Below are 19,681 nucleotides of genomic sequence, written 5' to 3'. Positions count from 1 at the left end.
AATACAAAAAACTGCGACTAAAGGAATAATTTAAGGACAACACAATGAGCTTTATCGGCGCCAGTGCAGGCAACGAAGCCCAGAGCGTGCAATACAATGTCGACGCGCAAACTGCCAAATTACGAACCTCAGGTTCTGCTTCTTGGCGGCACAACAATCCAGCCTTACTACCATTAAATATTAGTGCCAAACGTAATCAAGCGCTTGGACAAGCTTATCGTATCGCGATATTTCCCGACCGTGCTGCGGGAGAGCAAGCCTTTTTAGAAGAAATCGAAAGAGCCAAATACGGCGATTTTACCTTAGGCCAAATGGTCAATGCGTTTATTCCTGACTACATCATCGACCCACCACAATGGGATGAACAAAACCAAACGGCTGTTCTACCGCATATTGAGCCAATAACGGGAATGGATGTGAGTCTGCCAATTAGCGACCCACAAGCATTCTTAGACTTGGTAACCCTTAAACTGGGTTGGCAAGTAGGAACTGAGAGTGATGTTGCCAGAGATTTTGAAGCCGAAGCCAGACAAGCGTCTATCGTGTCAAACGCGAACGTTCTCATTAACGGCAGAACCGCTGTGCATAGCGGCAGCGGCGGTGTGTTAAGCACAATAGACGTTTGTTTGACTAAGATAGGCAAAGTGGTTGTGCCTATTCCTTATGGCAACATCGCCCGCTCATCAGACGCCGCAAGCGTTGCCAGCTCAGTAAAAATTCAAGGTAACGGTGCCGCCAATATCAAGTCTAACTTTTCAAAAAGTACGGGAGACCAGCCCGGTAATAAAAAAGGTATTGCTAGTCGAACATTGGGTAAAAAAGCGGAGTTTCTGCAAGGCAGCTTTGATGTTTACATCGAGGGAAAGCCTGCGGTTAGGCAGGGAGATTTAATGGTATCTAATAATAAAAATACGCCCCCCGCACCATTGAACCAACCCGGTGGTGCCACTCCTGCAGGCCTTGATGTAGTGCTTGGCGCAGAGCCACTAAGCCAAGACGGTACCAATAAGATCAATATAAAAGTGTCCGGTAGTAGTAAACCTAGCGATGAAGAGGTGAAGATAGGATGAGCCACACTTTACCAACCAAAACCAATGCTAACGGTAATTTTAGAGAACTTGTTTTTGAGGGCTATGCAAGCGACAAAGAAGTGGTCTCTTTGATGCTCAAAGACACCTCGGTTGATGGCACAAAAGAAGGCTATTATAAGGTCCCTCTTTACACTTCAAACACGGTAGATCAACAAAGCAGCGATGCCGACATTGAGCTGGTGCACATTTATCCATTTTTATACGACACGCCAGAACAACAACTACAATCGGCCTCTCCGGTAACCAGCGGATTTATCTATATTTATGTCGATGGCTATTTATGGCGTGAACTACAAGTTATCGAACCTGAAGACTTTGACGCTCCGGCGCTATTCTCAGATGTAAATTTGTATTGGCAAAAAGGTTTTTTACGTTGGAAAAAGTCGGCCAATAAGCCAAACACTCGACCGCAAGGCACGCGTGCAGCAACCTGTAAGCCAACCAGCAGTATTCTCGTTCCGCATAAACTAAATGGTAACGAAGTAAGCGTAGAAATCGCGTGGTCCGAAGTGCAGTGGTCGTGGGAGCAAATCTTGTTGTTTGGCGGTTTGAATGAGCAGGATCCACGCTTAAATACCGGCACACCACTCGCTGACGAAGAGAGACATTGCCCCGCCCCAGGAAATGCAGCAGCGCTCAGAGCACAGCGCATGATTAAGCTAGATAATTTGGGACAATTTGCCACAGGCTATAACGACCAAGGCAAAGTAGTTAACACCCCCACACTTCATCAAAAGCTGCACCTTCCAGAGCGCGATAAAATCGCCCAAGTGCCGATTTTTGACGGGATCCATGTGGCTCGATATTTCATTTCACAAATTCAAGATCTCACCACGGATATTCAGCACTTACTCAATAAATTATCAGGGTTAGATAGTGCAACCGGTGAAATTGATCTGCAACAACAAGCTAAATATGAGCTCGCCAGCTTTATGGTGCAGGTTTTTTACCATCAAGCCAATTCGATTTTAGATAAAGACATTGAAATTCAAAGCAGTGGAGAGAAGCTTGTAGAGTCAGATGAAGACGCAGTCGACTTTGCCAATAAATTAAAAGACTGGCGCACTTCTCATTTAGAGGAAGATAAATTCTTTAAGTTTTTGGAAGAAAAGGCCTTCCAAAAACTTGCTCGCCGCATTGCAGAAATCTCTGACGAACTAGTCGAGTTCTTAAACCAAGAATCTCTTAGTGCCGGTTTTACTGAGTGCTTTAAAGACTATGCCTACCAATCAGATCTGAGGTTCTTTGAAGCATACGACTTGGTCACCGATGTATTTCTCGCTTTAAAGCCTCACCCAGCCGCACCGCTTGCACACCTTAATACGGACAAAGAGTTCTGGCATGAGTTAAGTTCAGGCTATCAGGGGCAAGATTTTATCCTGCAATGTCTGGGTCAACACCCAACAAAACCAGCTAAGCAAATCACCCAATTTTTGTTTCCAAAGCCTACAGGCGACAAACTACACGACTACGAAAAAGCGGAATATGATCGCTTTGCATTGCCTTTAACTAGCGCCAAAATACAAAAGATCCATGATCAAGAAGCCGTTTTGCCACAAGAAGAGAGTGAGCAAATGGGGCGCCGCCTCTCCCAAGTGATTATGGGCTTAGCAGGCAGTTTATTCGAAATTCCAGAGGCCGCTTATAATCTCTCTACACATTCGGGGACGCTTGGGGAACAAAAGGCCCAAACTCGTGAGGCAATGGATGCAACACAACATGAGATAGCGCAGTCAGAGCAAGCCCTTACCGACGCTGAAAGAGAAAAAGCAAAAGCATTTAAAGAGTTACAAGAAAAGCGTGCTGAATATGAGTATAAGAAAAGTGTGCTTGAAAACTTAACAGAGCAAGAACATGGAATGAGCAGAGCGCAGCTTGATCAACAATTAGAACTGGAGCGTGCGCGTCTAAGAGAGTTAGAGGCTAAATTTGCTAAAGCAAAAGTCGCCGTCAGTCGTTCTAGAAAACAGGTCAACTCTTTTGTGAAGGTAAACAATGCTTGGAAGAAATATCCGTTTGCAAAACTCATTGATGCAAAAGCAGACGTGTTGCAACCTTTGATGCGCTTGGTCGATATCTCGGCACCTGGGTACCTAGTTGAAGTGGAAATGAGAGTGCAAGATTACCTCAACGGGAATTTTCCTGAAGGGTATATGCCACTTGATCCTCAGTCTCGAAAATTGGCTGCAGAAAAGCAAATTAAAGAACTCAACCAAATTATTCGCGGCAGTAATAAACGCAAAATAGACGTTGGATATAGAGGCTCTAAGCTCAAACTATCGTTAGAAGACGTACTAAATTTAAACAAACGACTTGAATTTCTAACCCAGTCTCTCAATCAAGCGGAAACCATCACAACGATTGAAAGCAAAAACAAATCCATTGCATATTTGATAAAAATTACTGGTGCTGATGTCTCAGCCAAGTCAGCAGAATCAACAGCCCAAGCGATATACGATGCGGCAGTAGAAGAGGCAAAACAGTATGCAACAGAGCTAGATAATCAACATTCAGCACTTAAGAAGTTGTCTGATAGGCTCGCAAACCTACAAAAATGGCAAAATGCGGCAGTTACAGAGTCTGTATCAGGGCAGTCATTAAAGGGAGGAATGGCGGGTATACTCGGTATTGTATATATCTTTGAAATTGCTAATTTTCGACAAGCATTTTTGAATTGGGATATGAGTGGAGATAGAAAACTCGTTGACTTCATGGGTAGTATTGCCGATTTGGCAGCGATTCATTTCTCTACTCTCTCAATGATCACAGAGATGAAAGTTGGATTACCTAGCTTGCGCCAATATCAAGAATTTCAACAGTACAAAATGACAAAAGGAAATCTTGATGCTATCCGTAAATTCGGCCCTGAGTTTGCAAAAAAAGCAAACATCATGGCATGGACAGCTAGATTAAACCTCCTAGCATCTGCATATAGTGCCGGATTGTCGGGCTTTGATGCCTATTACGCGTTTAAGCGCGGCGATTCTGGTGGCGCTGCGGGCCTCAGCATTGCTACCGCAGGTTTTGTTGCGCTAGCAGTTGAAACCGCGCCAACCATACTTGCCACGATCACCAGAGGCATTATTTTAAACCCCATGAGTAAACTGGGCTATGTAGGACTCATTCTGGTGTTACTTGGATATGGTATTTATTATCTATTACGCGACGAACCGCTGGAAGCTTGGGTTAAAGCTTGTCCTTGGGGCAGTGATGCATATGGTGGTGGCGAGCGTGATTGGATTGGTGACAACCCCTATTACTGCTGGAAGACAAATCCCGAATATGCACTTCATAGTCTCTATGATCAGTTATTTTCTCCAAAAATAATTAGTGATGTATCAGTTGTACAATTACACACACCTTCTCGGATATATGACAAAGTAACATCCAAAGGCAAGTTCCAAGTCGCAAAGTTCAATGTGCAAATACCAGGTCATATTCCAGAGTCAGAGCTTGGTTATTTAGACATTCAACTGGACATTCGCCCACTATTAGCGGGAAAACCTTGGAGCTCGTTAATTGCTGTCGCACCCACGGGGCAAGCTCAAACAGCATTAGATTATTTTTGGCAAAATGCCAATATTATCATTAATCCTAGTTTAACGGGTTTAATTATTGAGTTTGAAGAAAGTGCACTTTATCCCTATTTTGATAAATTTAATCATTCTAAAATTCAAATCAGAATGCGGTGTCGAAAATATCCTAGAGGCAAAGGAGCAACAATATACTCAGGTTCATCTCAAGAGTTAAGGTTACCTGCGTCAGAAAGAGACGAAGAAGGAAAGATAGAAAAGCCAGATCTTTGGGCTGAGCAAGTCATTAACGTCGAAATCGAAGATTATGGCATGAGCCCTGCTGGCGTGTTGCAGCGACTCCTAAATTAACTAAAGGCTACCCATGAGAGACAAGTTAAAATCCAATCAATCAGTTCTTACTTTTATAGCAATTTTGGTAAAAAAAATTGTTGAAAAGGTGATGGAAACTGAGGGTAAAAAGGAGACGCAAACGTTAACACCTTCGGTGCCTGTAGATAAAGTAGTGCATGATCGACCAATAGAAGAAACACCGCTGCTAAAAATAGAGGACTCGATACCACGAGACTTTAACATTAGTAAAGGCATGCAAAAAGTGGCTGTAAATAGTAAAGCAGACTTTGTCTTGCAAGATAATGACTTGCTCTCATCGAACCAACGTATCGCATTAGGCGGAGCTGACTTTGCGCGAGTAGGGAAACTTGCGAATGTCGTTTTTGCTTATATGGCCTCAATATTTGCGCTTGTTTGTCTCCCCGTATACTTGAAAGAATCTGAGCCTCATATCCTTTACCTTATGATTGGGTTAGTGGTGTTTGCAAGCTTCGTTTTTTACCGAGTTCATAGAATTAAACACCATACATCTGAAGTGCTACGGGTCGACTTCTTCCGAAATACCGGCCTTGTCACATTTCCCATTGGCAATAATGAAGGGAGCTTCTCGTTAACACTTGATGAAGTTGAACTGTATATTGTAAAGGTCTCCTCGGGTAAAGGCGTGAGGCATAACTTGGCGTTTTTAGCCCCACTGCGATACCCAAAAACACTTAAGCGCCAAACACTTTATTCAACCGATTGGGAGCCAAAGGATATGGACAGCAGCGTGCAGCTATGGAGTGAAATCCACCGTTTTATGGATACCACTCAGCCCATACCAAGTTCGTTTTATAAAGGTTGGCAAGAAACGATAGAAAGCCCCTATCTTGACCACCAAGACCATATTCAAATATTAGGTGAAGATTTAATAAAACAAGCCCCCTTTTATGACCTAAAAAATAACCGTCCGTTAGATAAAGTGTTTTGGTAATACTCGAATTAATCTCTATAACAAGGAGTTTTTGTGACAATAAAAAAGTTATTTAAGAAATGCGTTGAGCATATTCTAGATGAAGGAACGCCTACTCGTGCAATCAGTGATGTGAGTGTGCAAAATCAACAACCCAAATATGGTCAAGCTCATCAACAACAGCCGCAACAAGTAATACGGAATGGTCAGCAAGTTACGATGACAAGATCTCAAGTTTCAACAAAGCGAGAGCCCAACCCAGTCGCTGAATTTTTGATTAAAGCCATTGTTATTTTGATAGGCATCTTTGCAGTTGGTGCTTTATGTTTCGATGCATATTATTTAAATAAACGAGGCGACAATGCAGCTGTCGGCTTAATGATGGCAGCCGTTGGTGTGATGTATGGGTATCACTTTATTATGGCAAAGCTTAGCGATTACACTCAGCTTATAAAGACATCCCGTTTTGTAGGATGGGGCTTAAATGTAGCAGGTACGTTTTATAGCCTATTTATCTTTGCTGATTTGCTGTCTGACTTTCGCGGGCACTCAGAGGATCAAGTAGCCCTTATCATGGCGTTCATCAATATCGTTTTTATAGGACTTTTGTTCTTTCTAATGCAAAAGATAAAGCAACCCATAAAGCAAATTGATTAAACTCCTTGAAGTAATAAGCCACCGCTAAAATCGGTGGCTTACTATTTTGAGCCTTTGCGTACTCAGGAAACCTGATTTACTGACTCTTTTGCATTAATTTCAAATAGTTATTGTAAATATGGCTTACTTGCATCGTTGATTTACCTGCACTTATACCATGGCAGCTGAAACAGTTAGCTGGTTTAATTTGTGGCTCGCTGCCAGTGACATCGCTGAAAGTTTGGGTATAAGTTTCCATAGTAATATTGGCAACCGCCAATGAGCCGCGTAACGCCTCGTTGGCTCCCTTACCCACGATATTGCCACTAATGCCATTTGCAAAATCGTAATCTTGCGTGCTCAGCCAGATTGATCCGGCGTAAAAGTAGTTACTCCAAACTGGATTCTTTTGTTCCAGTTTTACATTCACTAAGCTATTTAGTTCAGTAATATTATTGAAGTTAGTTTCATCTTGGGCTTGTTGTGTCTGACTCCCCACCAGCTCAGGATTATTACCTGCTATATATGGATTGCCGTTTGGCACGCCGTACTGATATAAACGAAACGTGTTGGTCGTCGTTTCAGAAGCTGGATACGTTAAATGTGCATTTTGCACCTCAGTTCCGCCCTGATAAAATAGCAGATCGTGACTATTACTCACTACTTTATCTTGCTGTAAGTAAGCCGTGCTTTTCTTAAACTTTCCCTCAGAGCTGTAGTAATCTGGTGCACTCAATTTATGCTCGAACGTCGCCCAAATAAACTCTGGGTGATTTTCAACCACACCGACAACATGCATGCCAACGAGTGCTACTTCTCCCGTACCGCTATATTTATTGTCTTTTTGGTAAACCGCTTTACGAATATAAAAATGCTCAGCTAAATCAAGCTTTGGATAGACTTGCTGCAGCGCTTTGACATCCATCCAAGCAACCTTTAACTCAACCGACCCCACAGCAAATTCAGCTTTGCTATCTGCTTTAGGGTGGGAGGTTGCTGACTTCATATAAGTATCGTTAACGTGGATCGAATAATGTACGGGCGTCCCACCAAACTTGCTGTAAATAACACCATCTGATCCTGCTTGATTTATATCTTCAAGGATCAACACATTTGCGGGGCGAAGTCCGGTTGGATTTAATAAATCATTCCAAGGGGCAAAATAAGGTTTTAGCGCATTATCAACCTGCCAAAACCCAGAACCAAACATCAACAAGCCACCAGGAGCACGCTTGTCAGGCTGCGTTAAATAAAGAAACTTATTCCACGACCACTGATGAAAATCGCAGTTTGTCGAGAGATCTTTACCATCTTTAAATGCAAACGGACTATTTGCACCTTCAGGAGGGTTTGGCACAGGGCTGCCAAACCAATCGTTATTCGGTTTACAAGAAGTATCGTTCGAGTAAGCAAGCGCACTTGGCGCAGCCAGTGTACTTGTAGCAAGCAATAATGACATTCCAAGTAGTTGGAGTTTAGTGCGTGTAATTGATGACGGTAGCATGATGCTTTCCTTAAGATGTAAAACTCCTGTTAAATCTAGTTCATCAAAACGGAAGTTATCAATTACACAGCATTACATTTAATTTGTATTTCACCCTTTTTAAATACTTAAAACCGCATGTTTATCGCCTGCTGATCCGTTACTTACTGCGGTGAGCGAAGCTAAAGCTTTGCTCTGGCACCAGCTGACCGCTTAAATCGTTTGGTGTTGAGTAAAACGACACATTGAGCATGTCTTTTTGGTTGTCTAATTCGATATGCGCAAAGCCCCAAGTAAAAGCTTTATTCCAGACTAGGTCGTACTCTGGATAACGCTTTTCTTGATAGTTAGCAAGCGGTGTATGCGTGCCACGCATTTTTGATGCGGCGCCGCTGATAATAAGTGGTAACTTAGGCTTTGTGTTTCCGGGGAGTACACGCGAACAGTCGTCCGTTAACAGTTCCAAATCATGCTCATGGCCTGCGATATATGCATCTGCATATTCACATAGTTCGGGTAAGATTAAGCGGCGTAGCACATGAGCTTCATCGTACTTGGTGCCACCAATCGACCAAAGTACATGGTGTCCATATACAATTTTCCATTTTGCGGTTGAGTTTTTAAGCCCATTTGCAAGCCAAGCCAATTGCCTGTGATCTTCCCCATTGACAGGTTGCTCATGTTTTTCAATGTCTTCAACTTCGGCTTGACCACTGGCCAGTGCACTTGCCAGTCCCTGTTCACTACCATCCGATTTTAGTGGAATTTCGTAATAATGCTGGCCAGAGAGTAGCATATTGGTATCAAGCACAAAAAACTCAACATTATTGTCTTTCTCACCAAAGGTGTAGCTGTAATAACCTTTGCCATCCATATGAAAATTAGCTTGCTTAGCCATCCACTCGGTCTGTAATTTCACACCGCGACGAGACGTCTTCCAATCGTGGTTGCCTAACGCTGAATACACAACCAACTCTGGGTTTTGAATAAGGAGTGGCTTTAGCGGTCCTAAAATCAAGTCATCCATACGCTTTTGGTCGTCTTTGCCATCGTTAGCCGCCGCACCGTCAGGATAGATATTATCACCAAGCTGAATAGCAAAGTCGCATGGCTTTTTCTCACACAAAGAGGCCATTGCCTGCCCGACTACTAATGCGCCGGTTTCTTCCGTTGCGGTTTCGGTCCCCGGATAAACATAAATAGGCGCGTGATTAAACTCCTCAATTGGACGATGCTCTTCTAACCAATCCGCCTTTTCAGCAGCAATAAACTCGGCCTTATTTTTAGGCGATTTAATGTGCTTTGTTTTTGGATAATCTGGGTGATAGCCGCCATCACCAAAGGCCAGAAAGTTAATATTTTCCGCGGCCTGCGCTGCGCCACTAAGCGTGAATAGTAAAGCTATTGATGTTATTTTCATTGTTACTGACACAATGTTACCACTGCATCCTCCTACATATAAATAAGATGGGTGTCCTGCTAATACCTAAGACCCTAGCTCGATACGGTGGGTGTCCTTTTAATACATCCTTCCTTTCAATACATCTTTTTGCTTTTACAAGGACACCCACCTCTACTTCTCTCTTAGAAAGACGTTACCGTTACTCCAAGCTCAAATGAACGCCCATAGGTTTCGTATTGGTAGTTGTAACGAGTGTCGCCTTGATAAATGCTCATCGGCTCATCGGTTAAATTGATCGCGTTGAAATACAGCTGAGTTTGCTCGGTATAAAAGTACTTCATGCTTAAATCGAGTTGCAGATGGTCGTCTTGGAAAACGCGCTGCTTGTTCTCTTCAAACAAAAAGCTTTTGCTCTTGTACGACGCACTCAACCTTGCGCTTATTTGGCTATTTTCATAACCAAACATTAGGTTGCCCACGGTGTCGGATTGGTTTGGTAGATTGTCATCAGCATCAATAAATGTACCATTAGCTGAGAGCATCAAACCATTTTTAAAGTTCTTCGTGTACGCAAGTTCTACCCCTGTTAGTTCAGCGGCGCCGCCATTAACACTTTGAATAACTTCTTTATAGCCTTGCCACTGACCGTTATCTTGCACCTCGGCTTTGGCAATAAAATTATCGACGTTTTTGTGAAAAACGCCTGCGGATAACACGCCAATTGCGCCGGGGTAATATTCTACCGAGAAGTCATAGTTTGTTGACTTGTATGGGTCTAAGTCTGGGTTTCCAACTTCGGCTTTACGCTCAATTTCAACTTCGCCATCATCTTCTGTGGTCTCTGTTTCTATGATTTGAAATGCTGCTGCATCTTCAAAGCTTGGACGCGCAAGAGTTTGTGTATAGGCAAAACGAGTGATCAGTTTATCGCTGATTTCATAGCGTAATGTTAAGTTTGGTAATAAATGGTCGTAGCTATCTTCAACTTGCCATTGGTTGATCTCGACGCGTTCAACGTCATTCACTTCATCATTAATGAGTTCAACACGATTACCACTCGTTGCATAATCTGTGTCTTCGTATCTAAAGCCCGCAATAACATTGAGTTTATCAATGTCGACCGTCAGCATGGCATAGAGCGCGGTGACGGTTTCTTCACTGGTGTATGAGCGACCTTGTGTTTCAATGTCAGTTTCAAGCTGGTTTAGCTCAAGGGCACTGCGATTACTGTAGAAGTAGTCGCGGATCTGGCCGCGACTTAAACCCGGACCAAAGGCCCCAAGCTCATACTCAGGCTCATTGGCGGCAAAGTCTTTCGCCGTTAGGTCATCAAAGCCGCCGTCATATAGCTTGGCATCAACGCGGTTAAACTTTTCACGGTCGGCATATTTACCACCAAATTTAATTTGCGCATTGTGACCAAGTAAAGTGAAGTCTTTAGTTAAGTCCAGTCTAAAGCTGGTATTTTCATCTTCACTTAGGTTGTTCTCCCAGACAATTTCATCGATTTCAAAATTGCTAAGCTGCTGGGAAGCTTCATCCGCTGCAAGCGTGGGTGTCTTACCATCCAGTACATACCCTAGCGCAAAATCTTCTCCAGCAAATGAGGTATCCAATCGATTTGGCTCGCTTTCATCTGATTTCGAGTAGCCAATGCTGTATTCAATAAACCAATCCTGCACTAAGTTTTCGCCGCCCAAAACCACAGATAAAATGCTTTGCTCTTCATATCTGTCTTTGGTATCTCTATCCATTTCTGCACCTGAGAAATAGGCCGCATTTTGGCTTAGCTCATCGGCAAATACATCGCCTTTGTCAAACTTGTACTCATTGCGTTGACGAAATTCATCGTCAGAAAACTTGCTGTAGAGCGTGCGTAAGTAGTATTTGTTAAACCCTTTGTGATGGACATCAAGATTCAGTGCCGCCCCTAAACGCTCTCGCGTAATACGATAGTGGCGCTGCTCCATTTCCTCAGCACCAAAGAAGCTCACTTCTTCTCCTGAGTTCACATCGTCCATTTCTAGTTCCATCCAGCCGCCATCGGTTTCCATATTATGAGAACCAAACTCACGCTCAAACCAAGATACCGCCGTTGCAACCCCAACTTCCACCTCTTTGCCTGCGGCATAAATATCGGTGAAGCTAAACGACGCTTTTGGGCTGGTCTCGCTCACCTGTTCATTGTGTGACGCTTGTAACGTCACGCTGTAGCTCTGCCCTTCTCGGTCAAAAGCACTGAGGCTTTTTACTTCGATGCTACCGCCCACCGCTGATGCGTCCATATCCGGTGTGACCGTTTTGCTCACCTCTAGGCTTTGCACTAACTCACTTGGGATGACATCCATCGCCACCGAGCGCACGCCGGCTTCAGGAGAAGGTACATTTGCACCATTGATGGTGACGTTGTTTAGATTTGGGTCGATCCCACGAATTGCCACAAAACGGCCTTCACCTTGATCTCGTTGAATAGAAAGTCCAGGCAGACGTTGCAGTGCTTCTGCTGCGTTTTGATCCGGCAACTGACCGATGGAATCCGCGCTGACGATAGACTTAAGTGACAGGGCATTTTTTTGTCGGTTTAGTGCACCTGCTTGTCCGGCTCTTTGCCCTACAACAATAATATCGTCCATTTGGCCCGAGTGAGAACCAAGCTGTACTTGAACATCGGTGACTTGGTTATCAATAATTGTGATGCTTTTAGTCACTGTTTCAGCGCCAAGATAACTTATCTCAAGCGTATAATTACCCGCAGGGAGGTTGATTGCGGTAAAGCGGCCATCGCGCTCAGAGATAAGGGTTCTGTCTAGTTCTTTGATCACCACTTTAGCCCCTTGAAAGTGGCTCTTTTGTGATACGGAACTAACTTGCCCTGATAGGGTGTTAGCATTTGCAGCTGAGCTTAACGTCAGTCCAGCACAGATCATCGCAACGGCAGAAAGCGTAAAGCTTGTCGGTAGATTTTTTTTCATTATTTGCTCGCACAGGTTGAGTAGAATTTTAGCGCCCCGCTAAAACGTCGCGGCTACCCTAGTGCGAAAACGTGACGCTTTTATTTCACTAGAGTGCGCTGCTGCCTTTAACAAGGCGTTTATGCCGGCCGAACTCGTGAATTTGAGCCGATATGACCCCCAGCCCTTAGGATTTTGGCAACGATATTTAACCTGAACTCTGAATACCAATCGGTTTGCTAGCTGCTGTTACGCAAAAATGTTGCGGTTTTTGTCATAAAAACATCGCCTTTACTGAGCTAAATTGACCCTATCAGCACCAAGCGCAAATTTTTACTATATCGCTCTACATTTTGACTAGACAACAAACATGAAACTTCAGCCTTTTTTACTTCATCAATCGCGGTGGTTGCTACTAGTGCTACTCACACTAGTTGCCATTACCATCACGGCCTATACCTCAATACTGCGACCACTGTCGGACATCAATTGGCTCGATAGCCTTGGTGAAGGTGGCCTCACGCTGATGACACTGATTTGGATTGCGGTGACCTTGCTCACTCGACCAAAAGGGCTCGTCACTAACCTACTGTTTGCAGGGTTGAGTGCCATGTATGTTTCTATGCTGTGGGATTTTTTGGATGAGATGGTGGTATTCACGCCCCATTATTTAACCAGTTTTGAGGCGATCCCAGCTTGCTTTGGCATGGTGCTGATGAGTATTTCAGCCTATTACTGGTATAAAGAACAAAGCATATTCAATCAAACCCTAATGAAAAAAGAGCGTTTTTATCGTGACCACAGCATGACCGACTTTGTCACCGGCCTCTACAGCGTAGAGTATATGCAAAATCAAGTTCGCCACGAACAATCTCGCCTTGCCAATGGCAATAGCCCATTTTGCTTAACGCTATTCGATATATGTGATTTTGCCGCTTATTCTCGCCAGCATGGTATGCAAAAAAGTAATCAGTTACTGCGCGATATTGCCGATATGCTCTCTTTGAGCATGCGAGAGAGTGATCTGCTATGTCGTTTTGCGGCAGATAAATTTGTGGTCGTTCACCCACAAACCAACCATGTTCAAGCCCAAGCTTTTGCTAACCGTGCGGCCGAATTTATCGCCCGCCATGCCAACTATGATGACGGTGAAAACCAGCCGCAATATAGTGCTGTGAGATGGAGCTGTATCGAAGTTGATGACAAACACTGTGAATTTGAACCTCTGATAGCAGCGCTTGTGAACGAGCTGAATCAGACCAAGGTAGCTGCGGCTTAATGTCCTACTTTGAGTGCCAAACAAAACAACTTGCGAGTCGCTATTTTGCACTTCCTATAGTGGAGTTAGCTTCCCAGCGCGGTGTACATGCAGACGTCATTTTGAAAGGCAGTAAATTGTTTTATACCGATCTGCACGCTAATCCAACCCGCATTAGTTATGAGCAGTTTGAAACAATAGTAAGCAACCTTATCAGTCAGACAAGCTGTCAGGAAGTCAGTTTTATTTACGGCCAATACCTACTTAATACGCTGATCAGTCACCATGCCGAGCTGCTATTTAATTGCCACAACATACAGCAATTACTCAAAGTTCTACTGCTTAAAGGTTTGGATATATTGCCTTTTTACCACATTAGAAAACTCCAGACAGAAACAAGCTGCCATTTACTGTTTTCACCCGCCATTGCAGAAGGTAAGCCTGCGGTCACGCGATTTTTATGCGAAGCAATGGCAAGTCTTTGTTGTGGCTACCTTAAGTGGCGCAGCCCAGAAACCACATTAACATTGCAGTTTCCGTATACAAAGCCAAAACAAGTCGCGCAATACCTGAGCCATATACACCTAGCTTACAGCTTTGATCACAGTGATTTTGCCGTTGTAATGAGTAACCAAGCTTTAGCTCAGCAGCAAATTGGCACTTTTCCTTATTTAGTGGCTCGGCAGTTAAAGGCCTTACCCCCACCACAGCGTGGATTTCTCGCCCAATTGCATCGCTTACAATTAAAATATCCTAAATATCATAGTGAGCAAATCGCCGAAATAATGGGCATGAGCGCTGCAACTTTTAAACGCAAACTCAAGCTACATCAGACTACTTTTATTAACGAAAAAGACAGACTGCATCGTCAACAAGCCATGTTTTACGTGGCTGAGCAAGGCTATTCCAATGAACAAGTTGCAACCGCTTTACAGTTTAGCGACATCACTAATTTTCGCCGTGCATTTAAACGCTGGACGGGATTAACGCCTTCCTATTTTCGTAAGATTTAACTTTATCCCCCATTTTTTCTTCTACACTGAAATGGATCTTGCGGTTACTAGGTCTTTTATAACGTGACTGCGTTTCGATAATCCCAGGGGCTGCTTACCTTTGCTGTTTGATTTTCGTTCTCCTGAGTGAGTTTTGATCGCGGCGCTCGACTTGCCGCATAGTGGGCTAAGCTAAAGTTGAGCAACAAAGAACGAAGCACACTCAGGTGAACCCGAAGGGCAGCGCTTGATTGGCATTTCTACTGTGTTATCGCCAGACTTACATAGAACAACTATGCTACGCTGGCTCTGCCTTGTATAAATGGCAATCAAACTGCTGCAAAAACAAACTTGAAAGATAAGCAGCCCCTTGGCCGAAGCTAAGCACGTTAATAGATAACAAAGAGGATTAAAAACATGAAAGCATTAACGGGCGCTGCAATGGCGATGATGGTAGCGGGTTTGGTCGGTTGTAATAGCACAGAGAACAATTCTACAAGCGTACAAGCTGCGACAGCTGAAACAGATTTAGTGCATTGTTATGATGTCAATGTTTGTGGTGGACATAACGATTGTAAAACAGCGAGTAATGCCTGCTCAGGACAAGCTTCTTGCAAAGGCACTGGCTTTGTTGCCATTCCGAGCAAAGCGTGTAGTGATGTCGGTGGCAATCAAAAAGACGCTTGGGTTGGCAGTGTCGCAAAGGCCGACCTTGTGCACTGCCACGATGTCAACGTTTGCGGAGGCCATAACGATTGTAAAACCGCCAGTAATGCTTGTGCGGGACACGCTTCTTGCAAAGGGACTGGATTTGTCAGCATGCCAGCAAAGGCCTGTGCTGACATTGGTGGCAAAGCAGAAAGCTAATAAGCTTTAACCTCGGCGCGTGTTTATCTATCAAGCTTATTATTGCAATAGACAAACACGCACAATGCATTAAAAGAGCGCAATTATGTCAGTACCCTTTCTGGGCTTTGGTCTTGGCCTACGCACGTGTTATTTTGACGCTATTATCGACACTCAGCCACAAGTAGATTGGTTTGAGATTATCTCTGAGAATTACTTTGTCGACGGCGGCAAGCCTTGGTATTACCTCTCGCAGATTAAAGAGCACTACCCCATTGTGATGCACGGAGTATCGATGTCAATAGGCAGTACTTCGCCCCTAGATATGAATTACCTTGCGCAGCTTAAACGCACCATCGCACGGGTTGAACCCGAATGGGTGTCAGATCACCTCTGCTTTAGCAGCTTAGGCGAATTTAATAGCCATGATTTATTGCCACTTCCCTACACTGAAGAAGCGCTGATACATCTCACCGCAAGAATCAATCAAGTACAAGATTACCTTGAGCGTCCAATGATCTTTGAAAATGTCTCAAGTTATTTAAACTACAAACAATCTGAGCTGACAGAGTGGGCGTTTTTGAGCGAATTACACCAGCGTACCGGATGCCAGTTATTGCTCGACATCAACAATGTATATGTAAGCTCGCGCAATCACCAATTCGATCCAATAACTTACCTAAACGCCATACCAACACAAGCAGTCGCGCAAATCCACCTGGCCGGCCATAGCGATTTTGGGACCCATATTGTTGATACGCACGACCAACCAATTTGCGAAGAGGTATGGAGTTTATATCGACAATATACTCAAAACAGATCCCCCATTAACACCATGATTGAGCGTGATGATAACTTTCCTGAGCTCGCGGGATTGTTACAAGAGCTGAACTTGGCCAAAGGAATAGCCCCTAGCAGTTGGAGAACATATGGCTGATCTCGCCGCGCTGCAGCACGCCTTTATTGCAATGCTAAAAGGCGATAACAGCCAATTAATGGCTGAAATTGAATATCAAAGTGGCCTGAATGTCGCGCAACGTGCGCAAATATACACTAACGCTTATCACATCAGATTAAAAAAAGTGTTAGAACAAGATCACGAAATGCTTGGCTTTTATTTGGGTGATGCCCTGTTTGATGAGATGTTTTCGGGCTATCTAGAGCACTTTCCTTCACGTTCGACCTCATTGCGCCAGTTTGGCGACGCGCTTCCTGAATATTTAAGTCAATTTGAGCCATTTAAGCTCTACCCTATTCTCACTGAAATCGCACAATTTGAACGTACATTACTCAGTGCATTTGACGCAGAAGATGCGCCTCAATTGGGACTTGTGCACCTACAAAAAATTGCAGCAGCACAATTTCCAAACTTGCAGTTTACTTTTCACCCCAGCGTTCACTTATTGGGATTTACACATAATGCGGTTGACTGCTGGCAAGCGTTAAAGAACAGTACAGCGGTCCCTGAAGTATCCACAAAACCAAACTACTGGATACTCGCCAGAGAGCGCGATATGCGCACTGGGTATCACTCGTTAACGGAAGCCGAATTTGCTTGTCTACAAAGCATGAAGAACGCACTGCCGTTTAGTTTTGTCTGTGAATACGCGGCCGAGCAAAGTGATGATTTAGCACAAGGCACAGCAATGGTGATGCAGTTACTGCAAAAAGGGCTTAACTTGGGATGGTTTAGTGGCTTTAAAGTTGCTATATAACCGCGATATTCAACAAAGCGGCATAGAAAATGAGGATCAAAGAGAAGTTAAAGCTGTATCAACCAAGTTTAATAATAAGCATGGTTTTCACTTTGATTGGCTTTGCCCTTGTTTAGAATTTAAAAGTCAAAAACCAAGCTTAAACGTAAAGATAAATTAACAAAAATCACATACCTTATACTCATTTGGAATTTTTCCAGCCTATTTATTCCTCTTACCCTGTCGCGTTACCCCTCTCTAAAATCAAAATTAACCAACTGTATTTATTGATAATATATAAAGAACAAGCATAAACTTCTCGCTTATTTGGTCAGCTAACCTATGCATTAAAAAACACATTGTAAATTTTTTTTGTATTTTTTGTTTATTTTTTAAGCTTTACTTCTATCCTAGTGTAACCAGTCGAAATTATGTGCAATTTTTATTTAGCTGGCGTTGTTCATTATCTCAAAACAAACGCAATCAAGCGTTGAACTTTGGTGAATAACGCGTCTACAGCAGCTAGATAAGTTCATAACCTTGAGATTGGTAAACACAATTAAACAAAACAACATGCAAGGAACAACAAAATGCGTAAATTAAGTGCTATTAGTTTTGCAGTATTAGCGGGTTTGACTTCAGTCAACGCACAAGCCGCTAAAATACTTAGCGTAGAGTCAAACAAAGCAATCGATGATCAGTATATTGTGGTGTTCACAACACCTTCTGTTTTAAATGTCAAAGACAGTAAAGCGGTTGCAGCCTTCGCTAATAAGCAAGCTAAAGCGTTACAGAATAAACATAACGTAAGCATTACAAAAGAGTTTGGTGGTGTGCTAAACGGTGTGGTGATTAATGCATCGGCAAAACAACTAAAAGGTCTGCTTAACAACCCAAATATTGACTATATCGAACAAGACCAAGTGGTTACAGTGACCCCTGCTATCACAGCAAGCGGCGACCAAGCTAATCCAACTTGGGGTCTAGATCGCGTCGATCAACGTAATCTACCACTAAACTCAAACTACCATTATGATTTTGATGGTACTGGTGTAACGGCCTATGTTATCGATACGGGTGTTCGCATTAGTCACAATGAATTTGGTAACCGTGCATCACATGGTTATGACTTTGTTGATAATGACAATGATGCAACAGACTGTAACGGTCATGGTACCCATGTTGCAGGCACAATTGGTGGCGGTGAATATGGGGTAGCGAAAAACGTCAATATCGTTGGCGTAAGAGTATTGGGTTGTAACGGCTCGGGTTCATATTCAGGCGTTATCTCTGGTATCGATTGGGTTAAAAACAATGCATCAGGCCCATCCGTTGCTAACATGAGTTTGGGTGGTGGCGTTTCTCAAGCGGTTGATGACGCAGTAAATAACGCAGTTGCCTCAGGCGTTAGCTTTGTTGTCGCGGCGGGTAATGACAATAGCAATGCCTGTAATTACTCACCTGCACGTGCAGCCGATGCAATCACTGTGGGTTCAACTACAAGCAGCGATGCCCGTTCTAGTTTCTCAAACTATGGTAACTGTCTAGACATTTATGCGCCAGGTTCAAGTATTACTTCTGCTTGGTATAACTCAGATACATCAACCAATACCATCAGCGGTACTTCGATGGCCGCACCGCACGTTGCGGGTGCTGTTGCGCTATATTTGGATGAAAACCCAAGTCTAAGCCCGTCACAAATTGATAGCTTGCTGAGCCAACGCTCATCAAAAGGTAAAGTCTCTAACCCACAAAGCGGTTCACCTAACGAGCTACTTTATACACTAGCTGATGGCACTGATCCGGACCCAGATCCAGATCCAATCACAGAGCTGGTTAATGGCCAAAGCGTCAGTGCATCTGGTGCATCTGGTCAGCAAACCTTCTATAAGTTGGTTGTTCCAGCAGGCGCTAGCGCGCTGAACTTCTCACTTGCTGGTGGTACTGGCGATGCCGACCTGTATGTACAGCAAGGCACTCAACCAACGCTAAATAGTTACGCTTGTCGCCCGTATCTGGATGGTAACAATGAATCATGCGATTTCACCAATCCGACTGCAGGTGATTGGTATGTGATGCTAAATGGTTACGCTGCGTATGCAAATGCGACCCTCACAGGTACTTACTCATCTGATCCAGGTGGCTGTGGTAGCAACTGCCTAGAAAACGGCATCCCAGTAAGTGGTCTAGCTGGTGCATCTGGCCAAGAGTTGCAATACACCATTGATGTTCCAGCGAATGTAACCTTGACAGTTGCAAGCTCTGGCGGCTCTGGCGATGCAGACTTGTATGTTCGTAAAGGTGCGGCACCTACGACATCAACCTATGACTGTCGTCCGTTCTTAAATGGTAATAATGAATCTTGTAGTTTAAGTTCAGGCCAAGGTGCAACCTATTACATCAAGTTACGTGGCTACTCTAGCTTCTCAGGTGTAACACTTGTTGCAAGCTACTAATTAGCTTTATTACAAATAAATCTCATTTCGTTTGGGATTTATTGAAAAAACAAG

The 19,681-nt window shown here is 43.6% G+C and carries 14 protein-coding genes and 1 pseudogene; 11 read left to right on the top strand and 4 right to left on the bottom strand.

What is annotated here, in order from left to right; all coding sequences use genetic code 11:
- The first annotated feature begins 44 nt into the window (after window positions 1–44).
- The 4 genes from EXT47_RS22865 to EXT47_RS22850 are packed head-to-tail and all read left to right on the top strand — an operon-like array spanning window position 45 to window position 6,566.
- Window positions 45–1,070 carry a DUF4150 domain-containing protein gene (locus EXT47_RS22865; protein WP_039496617.1) on the top strand — a complete coding sequence of 342 codons (1,026 nt, stop codon included), beginning with the start codon at window positions 45–47 and terminating at the stop codon, window positions 1,068–1,070.
- A complete protein-coding gene (locus tag EXT47_RS22860) occupies window positions 1,067–4,975 on the top strand; it encodes a hypothetical protein (RefSeq protein ID WP_130127673.1) in 3,909 nt (1,302 codons plus the stop codon). The genes EXT47_RS22865 and EXT47_RS22860 overlap by 4 nt, the downstream gene beginning before the upstream one ends.
- A 13-nt stretch (window positions 4,976–4,988) precedes the next feature.
- A complete protein-coding gene (locus tag EXT47_RS22855; protein WP_039496614.1) occupies window positions 4,989–5,930 on the top strand; it encodes a hypothetical protein in 942 nt (313 codons plus the stop codon).
- Between the two features lie 33 nt (window positions 5,931–5,963).
- The gene (locus tag EXT47_RS22850) at window positions 5,964–6,566 is read left to right on the top strand and encodes a hypothetical protein (RefSeq protein ID WP_130127672.1); all 603 of its coding nucleotides are present in this window, start codon (window positions 5,964–5,966) and stop codon (window positions 6,564–6,566) included.
- A gap of 76 nt (window positions 6,567–6,642) precedes the next feature.
- Here the strand turns inward: EXT47_RS22850 and EXT47_RS22845 are convergent, their stop codons facing one another.
- From EXT47_RS22845 to EXT47_RS22835, 3 genes are all read right to left on the bottom strand, one after another.
- Window positions 6,643–8,049, bottom strand: a complete 1,407-nt coding sequence (locus EXT47_RS22845) for a hypothetical protein (protein WP_130127671.1) — start codon at window positions 8,047–8,049, stop codon at window positions 6,643–6,645.
- A 139-nt stretch (window positions 8,050–8,188) separates the two neighbouring features.
- On the bottom strand, window positions 8,189–9,448 hold the full coding sequence (locus EXT47_RS22840; protein WP_130127670.1) for a metallophosphoesterase: 1,260 nt from the start codon (window positions 9,446–9,448) through the stop codon (window positions 8,189–8,191).
- Between the two features lie 164 nt (window positions 9,449–9,612).
- Complete coding sequence (locus tag EXT47_RS22835) at window positions 9,613–12,402, bottom strand: TonB-dependent receptor (RefSeq protein WP_130127669.1); 2,790 nt, start codon at window positions 12,400–12,402, stop codon at window positions 9,613–9,615.
- A 349-nt stretch (window positions 12,403–12,751) separates the two neighbouring features.
- On the opposite strand from EXT47_RS22835, the gene EXT47_RS22830 reads away from it, so the two are divergent.
- Window positions 12,752–13,660 (top strand): GGDEF domain-containing protein, encoded by a 909-nt coding sequence (locus tag EXT47_RS22830; protein ID WP_039496606.1) that lies wholly within the window; start codon window positions 12,752–12,754, stop codon window positions 13,658–13,660.
- Window positions 13,660–14,652 carry an AraC family transcriptional regulator gene (locus EXT47_RS22825; protein ID WP_039496603.1) on the top strand — a complete coding sequence of 331 codons (993 nt, stop codon included), beginning with the start codon at window positions 13,660–13,662 and terminating at the stop codon, window positions 14,650–14,652. The genes EXT47_RS22830 and EXT47_RS22825 overlap by 1 nt, the downstream gene beginning before the upstream one ends.
- 21 nt (window positions 14,653–14,673) lie before the next feature.
- Here EXT47_RS22825 and EXT47_RS24155 read toward each other — a convergent pair.
- Window positions 14,674–14,889, bottom strand: a pseudogene (locus EXT47_RS24155) (hypothetical protein).
- A 159-nt stretch (window positions 14,890–15,048) separates the two neighbouring features.
- On the opposite strand from EXT47_RS24155, the gene EXT47_RS22815 reads away from it, so the two are divergent.
- The 5 genes from EXT47_RS22815 to EXT47_RS22795 all read left to right on the top strand — a co-directional run bounded on the left by EXT47_RS22815 (window position 15,049) and on the right by EXT47_RS22795 (window position 19,627).
- Window positions 15,049–15,498, top strand: a complete 450-nt coding sequence (locus tag EXT47_RS22815; RefSeq protein ID WP_130127668.1) for a hypothetical protein — start codon at window positions 15,049–15,051, stop codon at window positions 15,496–15,498.
- A gap of 85 nt (window positions 15,499–15,583) precedes the next feature.
- Window positions 15,584–16,414 (top strand): DUF692 domain-containing protein, encoded by an 831-nt coding sequence (locus tag EXT47_RS22810; RefSeq protein WP_039496600.1) that lies wholly within the window; start codon window positions 15,584–15,586, stop codon window positions 16,412–16,414.
- Window positions 16,407–17,192 (top strand): DNA-binding domain-containing protein, encoded by a 786-nt coding sequence (locus EXT47_RS22805; RefSeq protein WP_039496599.1) that lies wholly within the window; start codon window positions 16,407–16,409, stop codon window positions 17,190–17,192. The genes EXT47_RS22810 and EXT47_RS22805 overlap by 8 nt, the downstream gene beginning before the upstream one ends.
- Window positions 17,170–17,352, top strand: coding sequence for a hypothetical protein (locus EXT47_RS22800; RefSeq protein WP_130127667.1), 183 nt, complete (start codon window positions 17,170–17,172; stop codon window positions 17,350–17,352). The genes EXT47_RS22805 and EXT47_RS22800 overlap by 23 nt, the downstream gene beginning before the upstream one ends.
- A gap of 409 nt (window positions 17,353–17,761) precedes the next feature.
- The gene (locus tag EXT47_RS22795) at window positions 17,762–19,627 is read left to right on the top strand and encodes a S8 family serine peptidase (protein WP_130127666.1); all 1,866 of its coding nucleotides are present in this window, start codon (window positions 17,762–17,764) and stop codon (window positions 19,625–19,627) included.
- Window positions 19,628–19,681 lie beyond the last annotated feature (54 nt).

The organism is Pseudoalteromonas sp. CO342X (genome assembly GCF_004208915.1).
Lineage (GTDB): Bacteria > Pseudomonadota > Gammaproteobacteria > Enterobacterales > Alteromonadaceae > Pseudoalteromonas > Pseudoalteromonas maricaloris.
The sequence above is the reverse complement of the archived record's forward strand: the minus strand, read 5'-3'. Positions and strand labels throughout refer to the sequence as shown.